The organism is Streptomyces sp. NPDC049813 (assembly GCF_044465085.1).
Classification (GTDB): Bacteria; Actinomycetota; Actinomycetes; order Streptomycetales; family Streptomycetaceae; genus Streptomyces.
In genome coordinates this window covers 39,060-58,780 of record NZ_JBITLI010000003.1, presented here as the reverse complement: position 1 = coordinate 58,780, position 19,721 = coordinate 39,060, and the positions used below count along the sequence as shown (strand labels likewise).

17 protein-coding genes and 1 pseudogene are annotated in these 19,721 nt (G+C 75.3%); 12 read left to right on the top strand and 6 right to left on the bottom strand.

Annotation, left to right across the window (positions count from 1 at the left end):
• The 3 genes from ACIBW6_RS07810 to ACIBW6_RS07800 form a co-directional block, all read right to left on the bottom strand.
• The gene (locus ACIBW6_RS07810) at positions 1-1,278 is read right to left on the bottom strand and encodes an amidohydrolase family protein (protein WP_399057830.1); all 1,278 of its coding nucleotides are present in this window, start codon (positions 1,276-1,278) and stop codon (positions 1-3) included.
• Positions 1,279-1,415: 137 nt separating this feature from the next.
• Positions 1,416-2,141, bottom strand: coding sequence for a GntR family transcriptional regulator (locus ACIBW6_RS07805; RefSeq protein ID WP_399057828.1), 726 nt, complete (start codon positions 2,139-2,141; stop codon positions 1,416-1,418).
• A gap of 60 nt (positions 2,142-2,201) precedes the next feature.
• Positions 2,202-2,561 carry a VOC family protein gene (locus ACIBW6_RS07800; RefSeq protein ID WP_399057826.1) on the bottom strand — a complete coding sequence of 120 codons (360 nt, stop codon included), beginning with the start codon at positions 2,559-2,561 and terminating at the stop codon, positions 2,202-2,204.
• A 94-nt stretch (positions 2,562-2,655) separates the two neighbouring features.
• On the opposite strand from ACIBW6_RS07800, the gene ACIBW6_RS07795 reads away from it, so the two are divergent.
• The 6 genes and pseudogenes from ACIBW6_RS07795 (at position 2,656) to ACIBW6_RS07770 (ending at position 8,301) form a co-directional block, all read left to right on the top strand.
• Complete coding sequence (locus ACIBW6_RS07795; RefSeq protein WP_399057824.1) at positions 2,656-3,015, top strand: phage holin family protein; 360 nt, start codon at positions 2,656-2,658, stop codon at positions 3,013-3,015.
• Positions 3,016-3,200: 185 nt separating this feature from the next.
• Positions 3,201-5,057 (top strand): transketolase, encoded by a 1,857-nt coding sequence (locus tag ACIBW6_RS07790; RefSeq protein WP_399057822.1) that lies wholly within the window; start codon positions 3,201-3,203, stop codon positions 5,055-5,057.
• A gap of 137 nt (positions 5,058-5,194) precedes the next feature.
• Positions 5,195-5,512, top strand: a pseudogene (gene gvpJ / locus ACIBW6_RS07785) (gas vesicle protein GvpJ); the annotation flags it as partial.
• Positions 5,513-5,538: 26 nt separating this feature from the next.
• Positions 5,539-6,288 (top strand): GvpL/GvpF family gas vesicle protein, encoded by a 750-nt coding sequence (locus ACIBW6_RS07780; protein ID WP_399057820.1) that lies wholly within the window; start codon positions 5,539-5,541, stop codon positions 6,286-6,288.
• 83 nt (positions 6,289-6,371) lie between these two features.
• Positions 6,372-7,286, top strand: coding sequence for a DNA primase (locus ACIBW6_RS07775; RefSeq protein WP_399057818.1), 915 nt, complete (start codon positions 6,372-6,374; stop codon positions 7,284-7,286).
• Positions 7,279-8,301 (top strand): SRPBCC family protein, encoded by a 1,023-nt coding sequence (locus ACIBW6_RS07770; protein ID WP_399057816.1) that lies wholly within the window; start codon positions 7,279-7,281, stop codon positions 8,299-8,301. Before ACIBW6_RS07775 ends, ACIBW6_RS07770 begins: the two co-directional genes overlap by 8 nt.
• 78 nt (positions 8,302-8,379) lie before the next feature.
• Here ACIBW6_RS07770 and ACIBW6_RS07765 read toward each other — a convergent pair whose 3' ends face one another.
• Positions 8,380-9,204, bottom strand: coding sequence for a class I SAM-dependent methyltransferase (locus ACIBW6_RS07765; protein ID WP_399057814.1), 825 nt, complete (start codon positions 9,202-9,204; stop codon positions 8,380-8,382).
• A gap of 135 nt (positions 9,205-9,339) precedes the next feature.
• The gene (locus tag ACIBW6_RS07760; protein WP_399057812.1) at positions 9,340-10,854 is read right to left on the bottom strand and encodes a bifunctional phosphatase PAP2/diacylglycerol kinase family protein; all 1,515 of its coding nucleotides are present in this window, start codon (positions 10,852-10,854) and stop codon (positions 9,340-9,342) included.
• A gap of 94 nt (positions 10,855-10,948) precedes the next feature.
• On the opposite strand from ACIBW6_RS07760, the gene ACIBW6_RS07755 reads away from it, so the two are divergent.
• From ACIBW6_RS07755 to ACIBW6_RS07745, 3 genes are all read left to right on the top strand, one after another.
• Entirely contained in the window at positions 10,949-12,574 is a 1,626-nt protein-coding gene (locus ACIBW6_RS07755) for an ABC-F family ATP-binding cassette domain-containing protein (protein WP_399057810.1), read from the top strand.
• A gap of 128 nt (positions 12,575-12,702) precedes the next feature.
• A complete protein-coding gene (locus tag ACIBW6_RS07750; protein WP_399057808.1) occupies positions 12,703-13,668 on the top strand; it encodes an AraC family transcriptional regulator in 966 nt (321 codons plus the stop codon).
• A gap of 633 nt (positions 13,669-14,301) precedes the next feature.
• Entirely contained in the window at positions 14,302-15,120 is an 819-nt protein-coding gene (locus ACIBW6_RS07745; protein ID WP_399057807.1) for an RNA polymerase sigma factor SigF, read from the top strand.
• 25 nt (positions 15,121-15,145) lie between these two features.
• Here the strand turns inward: ACIBW6_RS07745 and ACIBW6_RS07740 are convergent, their stop codons facing one another.
• Positions 15,146-16,282, bottom strand: coding sequence for a PAS domain-containing protein (locus ACIBW6_RS07740; RefSeq protein WP_399057805.1), 1,137 nt, complete (start codon positions 16,280-16,282; stop codon positions 15,146-15,148).
• Between the two features lie 86 nt (positions 16,283-16,368).
• On the opposite strand from ACIBW6_RS07740, the gene ACIBW6_RS07735 reads away from it, so the two are divergent.
• The 3 genes from ACIBW6_RS07735 (at position 16,369) to ACIBW6_RS07725 (ending at position 19,687) form a co-directional block, all read left to right on the top strand.
• A complete protein-coding gene (locus ACIBW6_RS07735; RefSeq protein WP_399057803.1) occupies positions 16,369-17,097 on the top strand; it encodes an ANTAR domain-containing response regulator in 729 nt (242 codons plus the stop codon).
• A 203-nt stretch (positions 17,098-17,300) separates the two neighbouring features.
• Positions 17,301-18,641, top strand: coding sequence for an aminotransferase class I/II-fold pyridoxal phosphate-dependent enzyme (locus ACIBW6_RS07730; protein ID WP_399057800.1), 1,341 nt, complete (start codon positions 17,301-17,303; stop codon positions 18,639-18,641).
• Positions 18,638-19,687, top strand: a complete 1,050-nt coding sequence (locus ACIBW6_RS07725) for an MBL fold metallo-hydrolase (protein WP_399057798.1) — start codon at positions 18,638-18,640, stop codon at positions 19,685-19,687. Before ACIBW6_RS07730 ends, ACIBW6_RS07725 begins: the two co-directional genes overlap by 4 nt.
• The last annotated feature ends 34 nt before the right edge of the window (positions 19,688-19,721 follow it).

Here is a 19,721-nt window from a genome sequence, read left to right as displayed (position 1 = left end):
TCAGAGGACGAGACCCGAACGCACCACGCGCGCGGGGGCCTTGAGCACCGAGACATCCTTCAGGGGGTCGCCGGACACGAGCAGGACGTCGCCCGCGTGTCCGCGGGCCAGGCGGCCCGCCGTGCCCGTGAGGCCGAGCAGGCGCGCGGCGCCCGTGGTCGCGGTGCGCAGCGCGTCGAGCGCCGGCAGGCCCGCCGCGCGCATCAGCTCGACCTCGCGGCCGATCGGGGTGATCTCGCCGCCCGACGAGTCGGTGCCGGCCGCCAGCCCCACCCCCAGCTCGTGCGCGGCCAGCACCGCCCGCTTCAGGACCGGCAGGTAGGCGCGGCCGCGCTCGGCCAGCACCGGGTCGGCGGAGTCGGCCAGAGAGGCGATCGCGGTGAGGGTGGGCGTGAAGTACGTGCCCCGGCGCCGCATCTCGTGCAAGGTGCGTTCGGCGACGAAGACGCCGTGCTCCAGGGAGCGGATGCCCGCGGTGACCGCGTCGTGGCAGCCGCGCTCGCTGTAGCTGTGGCACAGCACGCCCTTGCCGCCGCGCCGGGCCGCCGCCACCACCTCGGCCAGCTGCTCGTGCGAGTACACCTGCGCGAGCGGGTCCTGCTCGGGCAGGCCCGCGCGCTCGTTGACCCGCGTCTTCACGACGTCGGCGCCGCGCGCCAGGTTCACCTGGACGGCCCGGCGCAGGGCCTCGGCGGACCGCACGCCGTCCTTGAGCCGGGCCAGCGGCGTCAGGTCCGGGTCGGCGAGGACGGTGTCGCCGAGGTCGGGCGTGACGAAGACGCCTGCGGCCCGCAGCCGCGGCGCCCGCTCGGGGACCTGCCGGGCCAGCTCCCGTACGGCGATGTCCTGGTAGAAGTTGGTGGAGCCGCTGCGCGCGCTGGTGGCGCCCTGCCGGACGGCGGTGTGCGCCTCGTCCGCGGTGTTGAGGTGGATGTGCGCGTCGATCAGGCCCGGCAGCATCCACCGGCCGTGCGCGTCCAGGTGCGGCAGACCGTCGGGGACGGCGACCCGGGAGCGGGGACCGGCCGCCCGCACCACGCCCTCGCGGATCACGACGACGGCGTCCTCCGTCACCTGACCGGTCGCGGGGTCGAGGAGGGTGCCGCCCGCGACGACGAGGTCACCGCCGCGGCCGGGACGGGCCGCCGTCGGCGCGGCGGCCGCCGGGGCCGTGGCGGAGGCGAGCGCGGTGGCGGTGCCGGCGAGGGCCGCGGAGGCGGCGAGCACCCCGCGGCGGGTCAGTCGTCCGGACGGGGGCTCGGCGGGCTCGACGCACATGGGGGCTCCGTGGGGGGAGAGGAGGTGGCCTGGCCCGACAGTTTGTATACCAAGCGGGGGAGCGCAGCAAGACCCGGCCGGTCGTTTGCCCTAGGTGTAGAGGATTTACGCCGACTGCTCGGTGCTTCTGCCCGACGTCACGCAGGTTCGGTATACAAAGTGGATGCTGGCGCGGCCGGACCGGCCGGGTCGCCGAAGAGGGACCTCCAGGCGACCGCGCGGCTGTCCCGGACGTGCAGCAGCGTGCACGCCGCGGCCGCCTCCTCGTCCCCCGCCGCGATGTGCCGGACCATCTCCGCGTGCTGCGCCCGCATGTGGGCCGGCTCCTCCCGCATCCCGAACAGGAGCTGCAACTGCCAGCTCACCTGCTCCACCGTGCGGGCCAGCAGCGGATTGCCGCCGAGGGCCACCACCTCCTCGTGGAAGGCGGTGTGCGCCGCCACCTCGCGCGGCCCCTCGTCCGCGGCGGCGGCCCGCTCGGCGCGGTCCAGGAGGTCCCGCAGCGCCGTGAGGCCCGCCGGTTCCCCCGGCCGCGCGGCGGCCACCGCACGCGCCGCGAGCCGCGAGGCCTGCACGGCCAGCGGCTCCCACACCTCGTACAGATGCCGTACGTCGTCCCGCTCCAGACTCCGCACCCGCACACCGCTGTGCGGCAGCAGTTCGAGCAGGCCCTCCGCGACCAGCGCGCGCAGCGCCTCGCGCACCGGCACCCGGGACATGTTCAGCTCCTCGGCGACCTCGCGCTCCACGAGCCGCGCGCCCATCGGGTAGCGGCGCTCGACGATCCGCCGCCGGACCTCCTCGCGCGCCCGCACGCTCAGGGACGTCCGTCCCGCTCCCGCCTCGGCCTGCCTGCCCGTCACGCGCACCGTCCTTCGCCGTACCCCCCGGCGAGGATACGTGCGCCGCACCGGCGGACCGGCTCAGGGCTGCGCGGGCGCCTGCCGGTCCGCGTACTCGAAGACCGAGCCGTCGGGGTGCAGGGCGATGAGGTTGCGGCCCGCCGGGGTCGGCACCGGGCCCGCGACGACCTGCGCGCCGGACGCCGTCAGGACCGCGTGCGCCTCGTCCACGTCGCGCACCGCGACCGTGGCCGTCACCTTGCGCAGCACGTCCAGCTCCTGGCGGGGACCGCTCATCAGGAGGAAGCAGCCGACTGCGGCGACCGAGACCCCGCCGCGCTCGTGGCGCAGCGCTCTGCTGCCCGTGAGCTGTTCGTAGAACGTCACCGAGGACTCCAAATCCTCGACGCAGATGCGCAGCGTGGTGCCCAGGATCTCCATACGCGGGAGCCTAGTTGACCCGACGCGCGCGCGTGATCGCTTCGCCCGGGCGGCGCCCTTGTTAACCGGCGCGCGCCCCGGGTATCCGGGCGCCATGGAACGCATCGACGAGCGACTGAACGACGAGCTGACCGGCCAGGTGACCCGGGCCGTACGGGAGACGCTGCGGGCGGAGCTGACCGAGGCGGTGCGCGAGAGCGCGCGCAAGCGCAAGCGGACCGCGACGCTGTACGCCGCCGCGGGCGCGGCCGCGCTCTACGCGGGCGCCGCGCTGGCCCTCGCGCTCGGCCTCGTGCTCGCCCTCGGCCTGCCCGGCTGGGCCGCCGCCCTGATCGTCGCGGCGGTGCTGGGTGTCGCCGCCTACGTCCTGCGGCGCGCCGCGCGGCCCACGGGGCCCGCCGCGCCCGAGGTGCCGCCGATGCCCGCCGGACCGCCGCCGACCGGGGCCGCGTAGTCCCGCGTACGGGTCCACGTGACGTTTGGCCGTCGCCGATCGAGGGGACGCGGGAAGCCCGCCCACGGCGCGTTCGGGGAGCCGTGAGCCGACCGGCGGGTGAGGCTCACCGGCGCCGGGCCCGCCCGTCCGCGGGCCGGACCCGGCACCGGGGCCCGCCCGCGCCCGCCCGAAGGAGGCATCACGTGACCACCCCCACCGACACGGAGCTGCACGACCTCGCCCAGCAGCTGAGGGTCGACGCGGTCCGCGCGGCGGCCGCCGCCGGCTCCGGTCACCCCACGTCGTCGCTGTCCGCGGCCGACCTGCTGGCCGTCCTGCTCGCCCGCCACTTCCGCTACGACTTCGCGCGCCCGGCCCACCCCGGCAACGACCGGTTCGTCCTCTCCAAGGGCCACGCGTCCCCGCTCCTCTACGCCGCGTACAAGGCGGCCGGTGCCATCGACGACGCCGAACTGCTGACCTTCCGCACGCTCGGCAGCCGCCTCGAAGGCCACCCGACGCCCCGCCGGCTGCCCTGGGTGGAGACGGCCACCGGCTCGCTCGGCCAGGGGCTGCCGGTCGCGGTCGGCATCGCCCTGGCGGGCAAGCGCCTGGACCGCGTCGACTACCGCGTGCACGTCCTGTGCGGCGACAGCGAACTCGCCGAGGGCTCCGTGTGGGAGGCCGCCGAACACGCCGGGTTCGAGCACCTGGACAACCTCACCGTGACCGTCGACGTCAACCGGCTCGGCCAGCGCGGACCCACCCGGCACGGCCACGACCTCGACGCGTACGCCCGCCGCTTCCAGGCGTTCGGCTGGCACACCGTCGAGATCGACGGGCACGACGTGGCGGCCATCGACCGCGCGTACGCCGAGGCCCGCGACACCGTCGGGCAGCCGACCGCGATCCTCGCCCGCACCCTCAAGGGCAAGGGCGTCGCCAGCGCCGAGGACCGGGAGGGACTGCACGGCAAGCCGCTGCCCGAGCCGGACGAGGCCGTCGCCGAACTCGGCGGCGACCGGGGCGTGCGCGTCGAGATCGCCCCGCCGCCCGCAGCGCGCTCCCTGCACGCCGTGCGCAGCGGCCGGCTCGACCTGCCCCGCTTCGAGGTCGGCGAAGAGGTCGCCACCCGCGACGCCTACGGACAGGCCCTCACCGCGCTCGGCACCGCCCGCGGCGACGTCGTCGCCCTCGACGGCGAGGTCGGCGACTCCACCCGCACCGAGTACTTCGCCAAGGAGCACCCCGAGCGGTACTTCGAGTGCTACATCGCCGAGCAGCAGCTCGTCGCCACCGGTGTCGGACTGGCGGCCCGCGGCCGGCTGCCGTACGCCGCCACGTTCGCCGCGTTCCTGACCCGCGCGCACGACTTCGTGCGGATGGCCGCGATCAGCGGCGCCGGGCTCAATCTGGTCGGCTCGCACGCGGGTGTCGCCATCGGCGAGGACGGGCCGTCCCAGATGGGCCTGGAGGACCTCGCGATGTTCCGCGCCGTGCACGGCTCGACCGTCCTCTACCCGTGCGACGCCAACCAGACCGCGCAGCTCATCGCCGCCATGGCCGACCTGTCGGGCATCCGGTACCTGCGGACGTCACGGGGCGGGACGCCGGTGATCTACCCGCCCGACGAGACGTTCCCGGTGGGCGGCAGCAAGGTGCTGCGCTCCGGTCCCGACGACCGTCTCACGCTCGTCGCTGCGGGCGTCACCGTCCACGAAGCGCTGCGCGCCGCCGACGAGTTGGCCGGCGCCGGCATCCCCGTCCGGGTCATCGACCTGTACTCGGTCAAGCCCGTCGACCGGAGCACCCTGCGCCAGGCCGCCCAGGAGACCGGCTGCCTGGTGACGGTGGAGGACCACCACGCGGAGGGCGGTCTCGGGGACGCCGTCGCCGCGGCCTTCGACGACGGTGCCCCCGTCCCGCGCCTGGTGCGGCTCGCCGTCGGCCCGATGCCGGGCTCGGCCACCCCCGAGGAGCAGCTGCGGGCCGCCGGCATCGACGCGGCGAGCATCGCGGCCGGCGCCGCCCTGCTCGTGGAGCAGAACATCACCCCCTGAACCGCCCGCCTCGGTCCCCGGCGCGTCGCCGCCTCCCCTCGTCACCCACAATTCCCGCACACATGAGGAGAGTTGAGGTTTGGCGGGGGGATGAGCGGTGACTCGAACACACCACAGACCGAGGAGGACAGTTCTCCATGACCGTTGTCCCTGCACAGCAATCAGGCGGCGGTGGCGGCACCAGCGGCCTGTACGACGTACTCGAACTCGTCCTGGACCGGGGGCTCGTCATCGACGCTTTCGTCCGTGTGTCGCTGGTCGGCATCGAGATCCTGAAGATCGACATCCGCGTCGTCGTCGCCAGCGTCGACACCTACCTCCGCTTCGCCGAGGCCTGCAACCGGCTCGACCTGGAGGCCGGCCCGAACCGCAGCCCCGGACTGCCGGAACTCATGGGCGAGCTGGGCGGGTCCGGTTCCCGGGGCTCCCAGGACACGTCGCGCACGGGCCGCGCCCCGAGCCGCCGCAAGGAGGAGCGGGCATGAGCGGTACGTACATCTACGGCATCGTGAGCGCCGACCACTCCGCGCCGCCCGACGGCATGGAGGGCATCGGCGAACCGCCGCGCCGGACCCGGCTCGTGCGGGGCGGCGGCCTGGCCGCCGTCGTCAGCGACGCCCCCGACGGCCTGCGGCCCAAGCGGCGCGACCTGCTCGCCCACCAGAACGTACTGGCGCAGGCGGGCGGGGACGCCGCGGTGCTGCCCATGCGGTTCGGCAGCCTCGCCCCCGACGACGACGCGGTCGCGGCGGTGCTGGACGAGCGCGCCGAGCACTACCGCGAGCGGCTGCGGGCGCTCGACGGCAAGGTCGAGTACAACGTCAAGGCGCAGCACGACGAAGAGGCCGTACTGCACCGGGTGATGGCCGAGAACGCCGAGATCCGCACGGTGACCGAGGCCAACCGGCGGGCGGGCGGCGGCAGTCACGAGGAGAAGCTGCGCCTCGGCGAGATGGTGGTGGCCGCGGTGCAGGCCCGCGAGGCCCAGGACGCCGTCTCGCTGCGCCGGATCCTGGAACCGGCCGCCGAGGCGGTATCGAGCGCGCCGGAGAGCACCGGCTGGCTCGCCAACCTCTCGTTCCTCGTCGACAGGAAGGCCGCCGAGCACTTCCTCACCGCGGTCGAGACGGCCCGCGGCGAGCACGCGCACGTCGAACTCAGGGTCAACGGCCCGCTCCCGCCCTACAGCTTCGTGGAGCCGGGGCCGTCGGAGCCCGTCGGCACGGAGTGAGCGGGCCGGTCGACGGCGGCGGACACCGGCCGGCAGACAGTCGACCGCAGTGAGGACCAGGTCCTCGACCCAGTGGAGGCACAGTGAACCGAGTAGCTCTCGGCCTCGCGGTAGGGGCCGGTTACGTCCTCGGGCGTACGAAGAAGATGAAGCTGGCGTTCGCCGTCGGCACGATGGTCGCGGGCAAGCGGCTGAAGTTGAGCCCGCGCGCGCTGGCCGGGCTTGTCACCACCCAGTTGGAGAAGAACCCGCAGTTCAAGGAGATAGGCGGCCAGCTTCGCCAGGATCTGCGCGGCGTCGGCACGGCCGCGTCGGGCGCGCTGGTGGAGCGGCAGCTGGAGGGGCTCGCGGGCCGGCTGCACGCGCGGACGCAGGGCGTGCAGGACCGCATCGCGGGCGTCGCGCCGGACGTGGACGACGTGCGGGACGCGGGGGAGCGCGTGACGGGCCTCGTCCCGGGCCGCCGGCGCGGACGCCGGGCCGGCGAAGAGGAAGAGGAAGGGGACGCGGCCGGGAACGAGGCCGGGGGCGGGGAGTACGAGGACGAGGACGCGGGGTACGACGACGAGCGCGGCGGCCGGGACGCGAAGCGGGACGAGAACGACGACGAGCGCGGCACGCGCGGCGACAAGTCCTCGGCGAACGGGCGTGGCGCGGCCCGCAGGACCACCCGCACGGCCAAGAGCGCCACGTCCAAGCGGACGGCGTCCAAGAGGGCGGCGTCGAGCGGTTCGGGGAAGTCGGGGGCGGCGCGGTCCGGCTCGGAGCGGGCCGGTGCGGCGCGGACCGGCTCGGCGCGGACGGGTGCGGCGAAGAAGACGGCCGCCAAGAAGACCACCGCCAAGAAGACGGCGGCGAAGAAGAGCACCGCGAAGGCCGCGGGGGCCGGCGGCGCGGCGAACAGCGCCAAGTCGGCCGCCTCGCGGGCCCCGCGGGCCGCCAAGAAGACGGCGGGCGGAGCGGCCGGCGCCGCGAAGGGAGGCCGCGGCCGTGGCTGACTCCCCGACCAGAGCACTCGGCGGGCTGGCCCAGAGCGAGGCCGTAGACCACCTGAAGGAAGAGCTGCGGGGCTACGCCGCGGCGCAGGTCGAACGCATGCTCGTCGGCGTGGGCCGCAAGCTGGGCGAGACCACGGTCAAGCTGTCCGACATCGCCGAGGGCAACAGTCCGGGCTTCGCCAAGCTCGCGCTGGACGGCGGTCGCAAACTGGCCGAGGGCAAGGGGCCGTTGCGCACCGTGGTGGAGCTGGGTGCGGGCCGCCTCAAGGACAAGGCCATCGGCGCGTTCAAGAACCTCGGCGGCAAGGGCGGGCGCAAGGGCGGTGCGGGCAAGAAGCCCACCGTCATCATGGAGTACGTCGATGTCGGCGTGGACCTGCGGACCGCGTACGACTCGTGGACGCAGTACCAGGAGTTCAGCACCTTCGCGAAGGGCGTCAAGAGCGCGGGCCGCGCCGGTGACGTCAGTTCGGACTGGCAGCTCAAGGTCTTCTGGTCCAACCGGAGCTGGAAGGCGCACACCACCGAGCAGGTGCCGGACGACCGCATTCAGTGGACGTCCGAAGGGGCCAAGGGCACGACGAAGGGTGTCGTCACCTTCCATCCGCTGGCCGACCGGCTCACCCGGGTCCTGCTCGTCATCGAGTACTACCCCAAGGGGCTGTTCGAGAAGACCGGCAACATCTGGCGCGCCCAGGGGCGGCGGGCCCGGCTCGACCTCAAGCACTTCGCGCGGTTCGTGACGTTGCGGGGCGAGGCGAAGGAAGGGTGGCGCGGGGAGATCCGGGACGGTGAGGTCGTCCTGAGCCATGAGGATGCGGTGGAGCAGGAGCAGGAGCAGGAGCAGGAGCAGGAGCAGGAGCCCGAGGGCGTCGAGGGCGACGAGGCTTATGAGGATGAGGGGGAGTTCGACGAGGAGTACGCGGGGGAGGACGACGGGGAGTACGAGGATGAGGATGAGGCCGATGAGGTGGAGGAGGAGCGGCCTGCCGACGCCGCGCGGGGCGAGCGGTAGGAGCGGGGCTGCCGCCCGGGCCACGGGGCTCCGCCCCGGACCCCGCTCCTCAATCGCCGGAGGGGCTTGATTTTGCCCCTAGGCGCGGGGCTTCTGGTACAGGAGTTCTCCGTGCAGGACCGTGAACCACGCGTCCTCGTGCGTGCCCCACTCCCGCCACGCCTCCGCCACCGACGCCAGCTCCGCCGGCGTCGCGTGGCCGCCGCCGGTCGCCACGTTCGCGTAGGACGAGGCGACCGTGCGCTCCGCCCACAGCCCGCTCCACCAGGCGATCTCCTCCGGCGTCGCGTAGCACCACGTCCCGGCCGTGGCCGTGATGTCCGCCGCCGCGTACCCCGCCCGCATGGCCCACGCCTTGAGGTGGCGGCCCGCGTCCGGCTCGCCGCCGTTGGCGCGGGCGACCCGGCGGTACAGGTCCAGCCACTCCGTCATGCCGGGGGAGCCGGGGTACCACGTCATCGCGGCGTAGTCGGAGTCGCGTACCGCGACGAAACCACCGGGCTTGGTGACGCGGCGCATCTCGCGCAACGCCTGGACCGGATCGCCGACGTGCTGCAGGACCTGGTGCGCGTGCACCACGCAGAACGTGTCGTCCGGCCAGTCCAGGGCGTGCACGTCGGCGGTGGTGAACTCGACGTTCGTCAGGCCCCGTTCGGCGGCCGTGGCGCGCGCCCGGTCGAGGATGTCCGGCGCGTGGTCGGCCCCGACGACCCGGCCGTCGGGAACGAGCGCGGCCAGGTCCGCGGTGATCGTGCCGGGGCCGCAGCCGATGTCCAGGATCTGCATGTGCGGCTTGAGCGAGCCGAGCAGGTAGGCCGCGGAGTTCGCGGCGGTGCGCCAGGTGTGCGAGCGCAGCACGGACTCGTGGTGTCCGTGGGTGTAGACGGCGGTCTCCTGTGACATGCCCGATCCCCTTCACGGTGCGGTTTCACGGCGCGACGGTGCCTCCGGCCGGGGAGGCCCCGGGGAGACACCGTCAACGTACGCCCGTCGATCGGATCGTGAGATACCCGTCTTGTCATGTGGACGGACGGCGGCTCACAGTATGCTCAGGGGCCGGTACACGCGCAGCGCCTCGTGCTGCTTGTCGACTGTCAACTGCCGTCCGCATTCGGTGACTTCACCGTCGTAGGCGAGCGGGGTGCCCGGTGAGACGCCGTCCACGTGCAGGCGCGTCAGACGGGTCGCGGAGTGGAACGGCGAGCGGGAGAGCGGGCCCGACAGGGCCGCGGCGAGCAGCCGCACACCGGGCAGCCGGCCGCCGCTGACGGTGCGTACGTCGAGCAGGCCGTCGGCGAGGTCCGCGCGCCGGCCCGCGGTCAGCCCCATCCGCCGGTAGGTGCAGTTCCCGGCGAACAGCAGCCACAGCGGCCGCTTCTCGCCGTGCACGTGGACCTCCAGCGGGTGGTCGCGGCGGAGCACGTGCACCGCGCCGACCACGTCGGCGAGCCGGCCGCCGATCCGGCCCGACCAGCGCTCGCGCTCGCGCACCAGCTCCGGGTAGGCGCCCAGGCTGAACGTGTTGAGGAAGATCCCGGACGCCTTGTCCGAGCGGAACCGGCCGACGTCGACCGCGACCGCGTCGCCGCCCACGAGGGCCCGCACGAGGTCGCCCGCGTCCTCGATCCCGAGGTCGTACGCGAAGTGGTTCAGGGTGCCGCCGGGCAGCACCGCCAGCGGCAGGTCGTGCTTGAGGGCCACCTGCGCGGCCGTGTTGACCGAGCCGTCGCCCCCTGAGATGCCCAGGACGCGGGCGCTCTGCGCCGCCTTCTCCAGCGCCGCCGGGATCTCGGCGCCCTCGCACTCCACGAACTCGGCCAGCGGCAGCGCGTCCCGCAGCACCCGCACCCGCTCCGGCGTCCCCGCCTGGGTGTTCACCACCATCACCAGGCCCTCGCCCTCCGGCAGCGCCGGCACGTCGTCCACCAGCGGACGGCCCGGCGAGGGCATCTGGTCCCGGGTCGGCACCAGGCCCCGGACGGCGAAGGCCGCGCCGACGCCGAGCGTGGCGCCCGCGAGCACGTCACCGGGGAAGTGCGCGCCCGTGTACACCCGGGAGGCCGCCACCGAGAACGCCACCGGCGCGATCACGGCACCCCAGCCCCGGGACTCCAGGGCCACCCCCGTCGCGAACGCCGCCGCCGAGGCCGCGTGCCCCGACGGGAACGACGTCGTGAACGGCTGGCGCTTGAGCCGGCGCACTATCGGCACGGCGTCCAGGGCCGGCCGCGTGCGGCGCACCGACCGCTTCCCGATGGTGTTGATCGTGGCGGAGGCGAGGGCCAGCGAGGAGACCCCGCGCAGCGCGGCCCGGCGGGCCCGCGGCGAACCCGTCGCCGCCAGGACGCCGGCCGCCGCGAACCACAGCGCGCCGTGGTTGGCGCTCCGGCTCAGCGCCGGCAGGATCCGCTCGGCGCCCGGCCAGCGCCGCTCGGCGGCGTTCTCGAACAGCCGCATGTCGAGAGCGGCCAGCCGACCGCGCAGGGAAGGCCCGGGCCGCGGCGCTTCCGCCGCGGCTCTCGGCAGCCTGGAGATGTCGAAGTCGGCACACATGCCTCGACGCCTACCCCGGCTCGGGCCCCGCACCCAGCTCCGCGGGCCCTATTCGTTTGCCCGTCACCCGCACGGACGTCCAGAATGCGGGGTCATGGGACATCTGGAAGCCGCGCACCTCGAGTACTACTTGCCGGACGGGCGGGCGCTGCTCGGTGATGTCTCCTTCCGGGTCGGCGAGGGCGCCGTCGTCGCCCTGGTCGGGCCGAACGGGGCGGGCAAGACGACCCTGCTCCGGCTGATCTCCGGCGAGCTCCAGCCGCACGGCGGCTCCGTCACCGTCGGCGGCGGGCTCGGGGTGATGCGCCAGTTCGTCGGCTCCGTGCGCGACGAGGGGACGACCGTGCGCGACCTGCTCGTCTCCGTGGCCTCCCCGCGGCTGCGCGAGGCCGCGCGGGCGGTCGACGAGGCCGAGCACGCGATCATGACCGTCGACGACGAGGCCGCGCAGATGGGCTACGCGCAGGCGCTCTCCGACTGGGCCGAGGCCCAGGGGTACGAGGCGGAGACGCTCTGGGACATGTGCACCACGGCCGCGCTCGGCGTCCCCTACGACAAGGCGCAGTTCCGCGAGGTGCGCACCCTCTCCGGCGGCGAGCAGAAGCGCCTCGTCCTCGAAGCGCTGCTGCGCGGCACCGACGAGGTCCTGCTCCTGGACGAGCCGGACAACTACCTCGACGTGCCGGGCAAGCGCTGGCTGGAGGAGAAGCTCCGCGAGACCCGCAAGACCGTGCTCTTCGTCTCGCACGACCGCGAGCTGCTCGCCCGCTCCGCCGAGAAGATCGTCAGCGTCGAGCCGGGCCCGGCCGGAGCCGACGCCTGGGTGCACGGCGGCGGCTTCGCCACGTACCACGAGGCCCGCCGCGAGCGCTTCGCCCGCTTCGAGGAGCTGCGCCGGCGCTGGGACGAGAAGCACGCGCAGCTGAAGAAGCTCGTGGTGAACCTGCGGCAGGCGGCCTCCGTCAGCCACGAGATGGCGTCCCGGTACGCGGCCGCGCAGACCCGGCTGCGCAAGTTCGAGGAGGCCGGGCCGCCGCCGGAGCCGCCGCGCGAGCAGGACATCACGATGCGGCTCAAGGGCGGCCGCACCGGGGTGCGCGCCGTCACCTGCAAGGGGCTCGAACTGACCGGCCTCATGCACCCCTTCGACCTGGAGGTCTTCTACGGCGAGCGGGTCGCCGTGCTCGGCTCGAACGGGTCGGGCAAGTCGCACTTCCTGCGCCTGCTCGCGGGGGACGGGTCGGTGGCGCACTCCGGGGAGTTCAAGCTCGGCGCCCGCGTCGTCCCCGGCCACTTCGCCCAGACCCACGCCCACCCCGAGCTGCAGGGCCGCACCCTTCTCGACATCCTCTGGCGCGACCACGCCAAGGACAAGGGAGCCGCGATGTCCCGGCTGCGGCGCTACGAACTGACCGCGCAGGCGGAGCAGAAGTTCGAGCGGCTCTCCGGCGGCCAGCAGGCCCGCTTCCAGATCCTCCTCCTCGAACTGGAGGGCGCCACCGCGCTCCTGCTCGACGAGCCCACCGACAACCTCGACCTGGAGTCGGCCGAGGCGCTCCAGGAAGGCCTGGAGTCCTTCGACGGCACGGTCCTCGCCGTCACCCACGACCGCTGGTTCTCCCGCGCCTTCGACCGGTACCTCGTCTTCGGCACGGACGGCCGGGTGCGCGAGACGGCCGAGCCGGTCTGGGACGAGCGCCGCGTGGAGCGCCCGCGCTAGGGTCAGACAGACCCTGGGCAGGACCCCGGGACCGATCCGACCGGGACGCACCACCCCGTCGCTTCCCGCCGTACGCTGAGTAGTCGGGCGCGCACGACGGGAAGTGGCGAGGCATGGGGAGACCGCTGGTGAGGACGTCCTTTCGAACGGGCGACGTCGAGGAGGCCAGGGAGGCGATCACGTCCGCCTTCTACACCAACCGGCTGGACGTGCTGGCGGCGCCGGAGCGGTTCGGCGCCGCCTTCGAGGTGGTGGACCTCGGCGGGATCACCATCGGCGACCTCGCCTGCGGCGCCGACGTCCGGGTCCGCTGCGGGGAGCTGGGCGCGTACCACGTGAACATCCCGCTGGGCGGCCCGATGTCCTGGCACCAGGCGGGCCGCCCCGGACTGATCACCCCGCGCGGCCGGGCCGCGCTGTTCCAGCCCGTCGGCTCCACGAGCGTGGACCGCTGGGCCGGGGACGGCCGGATCATCGCCGTGAAGCTGGAGCGGGGACTGCTGGAGAACCGCCTGGAGGAGCTGACCGGGCGGGCGCCGCGCACCCCCCTGACGCTCGGCCCGGAGCTCGACCTGACCCGCGGCCGCGGCCGCGCCTGGGCCCGGCTGGTCCGGGTGCTCGTCGACGACCTGGCCGAGCCGGCCCGGACGCTCGACCACGCCCTGGTCGCCCGGCCGCTGCGCGACGCCGTGCTCAACGGCCTGCTCCTTGCCGCCGACCACCGGGACCGCGACCTGCTCGACGCACCCGCCCGGGAGCTGCGCCCCGCCCCGGTCAAACGGGCCATGGACGCGATGCGCGAACGCCCCGAGCATCCCTTCACCACCTCGGAACTCGCGGCCGAGGCCCGCGTCGGCGTCCGCCGCCTCCAGGAGGCGTTCGCCCGCTACGTCGGTCTGTCGCCGATGGCGTACCTGCGCACGGTCCGCCTGGAGCGGGCGCACCTGGAGCTCGTCGCCGCCGACCCGGGCGCCACCACCGTCAGCGCCGTGGCCCACCGCTGGGGCTTCGGCCACCTGGGCCGGTTCGCCGAGCAGTACCGCGCCAAGTACGGCACCGCGCCCTCCCGCACCCTGCGCGAACCGGCCCCCTGACGCCGCCCGCCTACCCGGCGCGGTACGCCGCGTTCTGCGGACAACGGCCGCGTTCGGCGGATCGTGACGGGCCGGGCGGGGGACTACCGTCGAACCGTCACCGCGGGCCGGTCCCGGGTGCCGGGTGCGTGCCGTCCCGGCCCCGCCGACCGTGACGGAACCCGGTGACGTCCGGCCCGGCACCCACCCCGCCGGGCCGCCGCCCGCCGGCGGTGCCCGGGCTCCCCCCGGGCACCGCCGCGGGACCGCCGGGACGGGTCCGTCCCGGCCGCCCCTGAGGCCGCTTCGGCCCACGGCGTCCACCGCCCGCCCGCCCGCCTCACCCGTACGGGCGTCGGTCGAAGGGCGTACCCTCCCCGGTGTCCCCGGCGGATCGTCCCAGCTCACGGGTGCTTTCTCCGGCGGCGCCCGGGCTCGGGGCCGGGGCGCCGCGGGGTATTACCCATCTCCTGCGAAGCCATGCGTTTGGTCCCACGGTTGGGGGGCAGGCGTAGGTGAGTGCTTCGGACTGGAGGCACGTCCGTGGGAGAGATACCGCTCGGTATCCACCCCGGGTGTGCCCGGCGCCGTAGCGACGCGCGACTCCCACGGTGACCACCGAACCCCAAAGCACATCCAGGGGAGTTGCGATCCATGCGTACGCCTACCAGCGCACCCGTGAACCCGGCGAAGGCCGGACGACGCCATCCGCACGACGACGCGCCCGACACGGCCGAAGCGTTCGCCAAGCTGTCCGACATGCCCGACGGGCCCGACCGCGACGTGCTGCGGCGCGCCGTCGTCGAGGCGTGGCTGCCGATGGCCGACCGGCTCGCCGGTCGATTCCGCAACCGCGGTGAGTCCTACGACGACCTCCGCCAGGTCGCCGCGATGGGCCTGGTCAAGGCGGTCGACCGCTACGACCCGGCGCTCGGCAACGCCTTCGAGAGCTATGCCGTGCCCACCGTCACCGGTGAGATCAAGCGTCACTTCCGTGACCACATGTGGACCCTCCACGTGCCCCGCCGCGTCCAGGACCTGCGCAACCGCGTCCGGTTCGCCCAGCAGGAGCTGTCCGGGAACACCCCCGGCCGGACCCCGACCACCGAGGAGATCGCGGCCCACGCGAATCTCACGGAGGACGAGGTGCGCACCGGTCTCGAAGCCCTGGAGAGCTTCACGGCGCTCTCGCTCGACGCGGAGCTGCCCGGCAGCGACGACGGCTACTCGCTCTCCGACGCGCTGGGCGCCGCCGACCCGGCGCTCGACGTCGTCATCGACCGGGAGGCCGTCAAACCGCGCCTCGCCGCCCTGCCGGAACGCGAGCGGCAGATCCTCTACATGCGCTTCTTCGGCGACATGACCCAGAGCCGCATCGCCGAGCAGCTGGGCATCTCGCAGATGCACGTGTCCCGCCTGATCACCCGGTGCTGCGACCGGCTGCGGGACGAGGTGCTGGCCGACGCCGCCTGAGCCGGGGCACCGGCCGCCCGGCGCGTCACCTGCGCATGGCGAGGGCGATGTGCCGGGCCATCACGTCCACCGCCCGGGCCTCCGCCATGGAGAACGCCGGGCGGCCCGCGGACCGGGCCAGGGTCAGGACGCCCTGGACCGGCTCGCCGGGGGCCGCCACCAGGGGCACGCACACCAGGGACGTGACGTCCGCGCGGACCAGGACCGGAGCGCCGGACGCGTCGTCGCCCAGCGCCCCCGGGTCCTCCGGGCGCACCAGCAGAGCGGGTGAGCCGCCGCGCGCCGCCTCCACGACGAGGGGGCTCGCGGCGGGGTCCTGGGCGGCGATGTCCGCGACGGCCGCCGCGTCGCCGCCGAGCACGGCCGCACGGACCGGCCGGGCGGCGCCCCGGTCGGCCACCACCCAGTCCGCGAACCGGCCGTGCAGCACCCCGGCCGCGCGGCGCAGCACCCCCGCCGGATCCCCCGCGGGGGCGGCGAGCAGCTCCCGCGCCATCAGGTCCACCAGGTCCATCAGCGCCGTGTGCCGGGTCGTCTCCGAAAGATCCGGAACGGCCGGGACACCGGGGACGCGCTGCCCGGGCACGGGCGAGCCGGCGCCCTCGGGCAGCAGCAGGACAAGGACGGTGGTGTGCCGCTCGCCGCCGGGGCGCAGCGCGGTCAGCGTCGTACGGACCGCCCCGTGCGGGTCCTGCTGCAGGTGGACGGTCATCCCCCGGTCGCCCTCCCCGCGCGCCACCGCCGCGACCTGGGTACGGAAGGCGGCCCGGTCGGCGTGGGCCAGCAGCGCGGAGAGCGGGCGGCCCGCCGCGTAGCCGGTGCGCACCCCCATGAACGCCGTCGCGGCGGAGTTCAGCCGGCGGACCACCGCGTCCCGGTCCACGAGCGCCACGGGCAGCGGCAGCCGCTGGAAGACGGCACGCAACAGCTGCCGCTCCTGCCCGTCGGCCGCCGCCGAGCGGCTCGGGCCCGCGGCAGGGCCGGCGGCCCGCCGGCCCTCCTGCCGCGGCCACAGCTCGCGCACCGCGTGCTCCAGTTCGAAGAGCGCCGCGTCGAGCACGGCCGGCAGGTCGTCGGCGGAGACCGACCGTGCTGCCTTCAGCTCGGCCACCCGGCGCACGAAGTCCGCAAGGTCCTCACCGAACTCCTCCGTCTGCGGCATGCGGCGAACTTATCCCGCGCGTCTGTTTTCCGGGACGGGGCCGGGGAAGGCGCACTCGAAGGAGGGGGGCGAGGAGGTGTTCACGCATGCGCCGGTCCGGTCCGCCCGCGGCACGCGGGCACGGTGGGGAGCCCGAGCCGCAGGACGACGACACCCGCCGGCTCTCCGAACTCGCCGAGGGCGCGGCCCGCTGCATGCCCGACTGCTGCGGCGCCGTGGCCACCGCCTACGACGGCGAGGGCGCACGGCCGTCCGCGGCGACCCACCCCGACCTCGCCGCCCTGGCCTCGGTCCAGCGGTGCTCCGGAGAGGGCCCGATCCCGACGGCGGAGGAGGACGGCAGGACCGTGGACGCCGCCGATCTGCTGCGCGACCGGCGCTGGCCGCGCTACCGGGCACTCGCCCTCGACTCCGGCGTGCGCTCCAGCGTGACCATGCCGTTCCGCAGCGCCGGGCTCACCGTCACCCTCAGCCTGTACAGCTTCCGCGCCGGGACCCTGCATGACGCCCCGCGCGGCCCGGTCCGTGCGCTGGGCGACCTGGCCGCCGCGTGTCTGGCGCGCGACCGCTCCTACCGGGCGGCCCTGACCGAACTGGACCAGCTCGGCGCCGCCCTGCGCACCCGACCCGTCGTCGACCAGGCGTGCGGCATCGTCATGCACGTGCTGGGCTGCGACGCCGAACAGGCCTTCACGGTGCTGCGCCGCGTCTCGCAGACCACCAACCGCAAACTGGCCGACGTGGCCGCCGCCGTCGTCGAGCGCCGCGGCCACGGCCTCGAACGCGAGTTCACCGCCCTGACCCGCCAGGCCTGACCTCCCGCACCGCGGACCGGCCCCCGGGCGTCACGTCCCGTCTCTCACCCGTCCGGCGCAGCCGCCGTCCGGGCCGCCCGGCCGGACGCGGGCCCCACGGGGTACGCCCCGGGCAGGAGTACGGCGCGCGCGGGGGCCCGCGGGGATGTGACGCTGGAGGCAGCGCACTCGCGACGCTCGGCGACTCACGGCACGGAGGCAGCATGCGGCCATCGGAACCCACTGCCCGGGAACCCCGGACCGCCGCCGCCCACGCGGCGCACGACCCCCTGCCCGAGGGGCGCGGCCCGGTGCGCTACGGACCGCCGCTGCCCGAGCCGGGGCTGCCCGTGCTGCCGGAGCTCGCCGGGGTCGTCGCGGCAGCCGCCGACCGCTCGCACCCCGAGCCGCCCGGCGGCCCGCCCGCCCTCCTCGACGCCGCCCGCGGCTACTGGGTGCGCCGGGGACTGAGCGGGGAGCGGGCCCGGGTCACCGCGGCCCCGGGCGGCGCCCCGCTGCTCCTCGCGCTGACCGCTGCGCTCGGCGGCGACGTCCTCGTCCCGCGCCCCTGCCCGGCCTGGTGGGTGCCGCAGACCCGGCTGCTCGGCCGCGAGGCGTTCCACGTACCGACCCCCGCCGAGTGCGGCGGCGTCCCCGACCCGTACGCGCTGCTGGAGACGGTCCGCCGGGTCAGGGCCGAGGGCGGCGATCCCCGGCTGCTCGTCCTGTCCGTCGCCGACGACCCGACCGCGACCGTGCCGCCGCCGGAGGTGCTGCACGAGGCGGTGGAGGCCGCCGCGGGGGAGGGCCTGCACGTGGTCAGCGACGAGACCTGGCGCGACACCCTGCACCCGGGCACGGACACCGTCCTGTTCAGCCCCGCCGAGATGTTCCCCGACCGGGTCACCGTCCTCACCGACCTGACCGGCGCGTACCTGCCGCCGACCCTGCCCGCGGCCTGTGCCCGGTTCGCGCCCACCCCCTTCGGCGACCGCCTCGCCGACCGCGTCCTGGACTTCCTCACCGCGACCGGCGCCGTGCTCGCCGCCCCCGTCGCGGCCGCGGCCACCTACGTCCTGAACGAGCCGGAGGCGGTCGTCGCCCGCCGCACCGCCGCCGTCGCGCTGCACGCCCGGGTGGCCGCGGCCCTGTACCGCGCCGTGCTCGCCGCCGGGGCCGGTCCGGTCCGGCCGCCGCGCTCGGGCCGGCACCTCTACGCCGACCTCGGCCCGCTGCGCCAGGGCCTCGCGGCGCACGGCGTGAGCGACGCGCAGGACCTGGAGGACCTCCTCACCGACCGCCTCGGCATGCCGGCGCCCGGCGGCCACCGCTTCGGCGACGACCCGGCCGCGCTGCGGGTCCGGCTCTCCACAGGACCGCTGCTCGGCTCGACGCCGCAGGAGCGCGCGGCGTCCCTCGCGTCGCCCGAGCCGCTGCGCCTGCCGCAGGTGGCCGAGCGGCTGAGCAGGGTCGCGGCGGTCCTCGACGACCTGCGCGGGGCGGCCCCCGAGGAGTGGCCGCGCGGCGGCGCCCCGGCCGGCGAGGGACGGGAGTCCGGGCGATGACCCAGGCGTCCGGACCGTCGACGGCACGGCGGGCCGGGCCCCGCACGCCCGCGCGCCCCCTCGCCGAGCCGCGGCCGCTCGGCGGGGGAGACACCGTCGAGGCCCCGCCGCGCCGCTGGCCCCGCTCCTTCGCGGACCGGCTGTCCGCGCCCCTGCCCGGCCTGCGGGCCTTCGCCCGGTTCGCGCGCGAGGGAGCGCTGCGCCCGCGCCCCGAGGGCCTCGCCGACATCCCCCGCCTGCCGTACGCCCCCGCGCCGCTGCCCGACGTCGACGCCCGCACCGCCGCCGTCACCTGGGCCGGTCACGCCAGCTGGATCGTCCGCATCGGCGGCCTGACCGTCCTCACCGACCCCGTCTGGTCCCGCCGCATCCTCGGCACCCCGGCCCGGATCACCCCGGTCGGCGTCGCCTGGAGCGCGCTGCCGCCCGTCGACGCCGTCGTCATCAGCCACAACCACTACGACCACCTGGACTGGCCCACCGTCCGCCGGCTCCCGCGCTGCACACCGGTGTTCGTGCCCGCCGGACTCGGCCGCTGGTTCACCCGCCGCCGCTTCACCCGCGTCACCGAGCTGGACTGGTGGGAGGCGGCCGAACTCGACGGCGTGCGCTTCGACTTCGTCCCCGCGCACCACTGGTCGAAGCGCTCGCTCACCGACACCTGCCGCACCCTGTGGGGCGGCTGGGTCCTCACCGACCGGACCGGGCGGCGGATCTACTTCGCGGGCGACACCGGCTACGGACGCTGGTTCACCGAGATCGGCCGCCGCCACCCCGGCATCGACCTGGCGCTGCTGCCCATCGGGGCGTACGAGCCGCGCTGGTGGCTGCGGGACGTGCACTGCGACCCCGAGGACGCGGTGCGCGCGGCCCAGGACGTGGGAGCGCGCGCGATGGCCCCGATGCACTGGGCCACGTTCCTGCTGTCGGCCGAACCGGTCATGGAGCCGCTCACCCGGCTGCGCGCCGCCTGGGAGAAGGCGGGCCTGCCGCGCACCGCGCTCTGGGACCTGCCGGTCGGCGGATCACGCGTGCTGACCGGCTGACGACACGCGTCACGCGCGCTGACCGGCTGACGGC

Bases quoted from the DNA above. Each gene is read 5' to 3' on its own strand.
- ACIBW6_RS07800 (WP_399057826.1), bottom strand. From the start codon at position 2,561: ATGGAGATCCTGGGCACCACGCTGCGCATCTGCGTCGAGGATTTGGAG.
- ACIBW6_RS07780 (WP_399057820.1), top strand. From the start codon at position 5,539: ATGAGCGGTACGTACATCTACGGCATCGTGAGCGCCGACCACTCCGCG.
- ACIBW6_RS07725 (WP_399057798.1), top strand. From the start codon at position 18,638: ATGACCCAGGCGTCCGGACCGTCGACGGCACGGCGGGCCGGGCCCCGC.
- ACIBW6_RS07745 (WP_399057807.1), top strand. From the start codon at position 14,302: ATGCGTACGCCTACCAGCGCACCCGTGAACCCGGCGAAGGCCGGACGA.
- ACIBW6_RS07735 (WP_399057803.1), top strand. From the start codon at position 16,369: ATGCGCCGGTCCGGTCCGCCCGCGGCACGCGGGCACGGTGGGGAGCCC.
- ACIBW6_RS07740 (WP_399057805.1), bottom strand. From the start codon at position 16,282: ATGCCGCAGACGGAGGAGTTCGGTGAGGACCTTGCGGACTTCGTGCGC.
- ACIBW6_RS07810 (WP_399057830.1), bottom strand. From the start codon at position 1,278: ATGTGCGTCGAGCCCGCCGAGCCCCCGTCCGGACGACTGACCCGCCGC.
- ACIBW6_RS07755 (WP_399057810.1), top strand. From the start codon at position 10,949: ATGGGACATCTGGAAGCCGCGCACCTCGAGTACTACTTGCCGGACGGG.
- ACIBW6_RS07795 (WP_399057824.1), top strand. From the start codon at position 2,656: ATGGAACGCATCGACGAGCGACTGAACGACGAGCTGACCGGCCAGGTG.
- ACIBW6_RS07760 (WP_399057812.1), bottom strand. From the start codon at position 10,854: ATGTGTGCCGACTTCGACATCTCCAGGCTGCCGAGAGCCGCGGCGGAA.
- ACIBW6_RS07765 (WP_399057814.1), bottom strand. From the start codon at position 9,204: ATGTCACAGGAGACCGCCGTCTACACCCACGGACACCACGAGTCCGTG.
- ACIBW6_RS07730 (WP_399057800.1), top strand. From the start codon at position 17,301: ATGCGGCCATCGGAACCCACTGCCCGGGAACCCCGGACCGCCGCCGCC.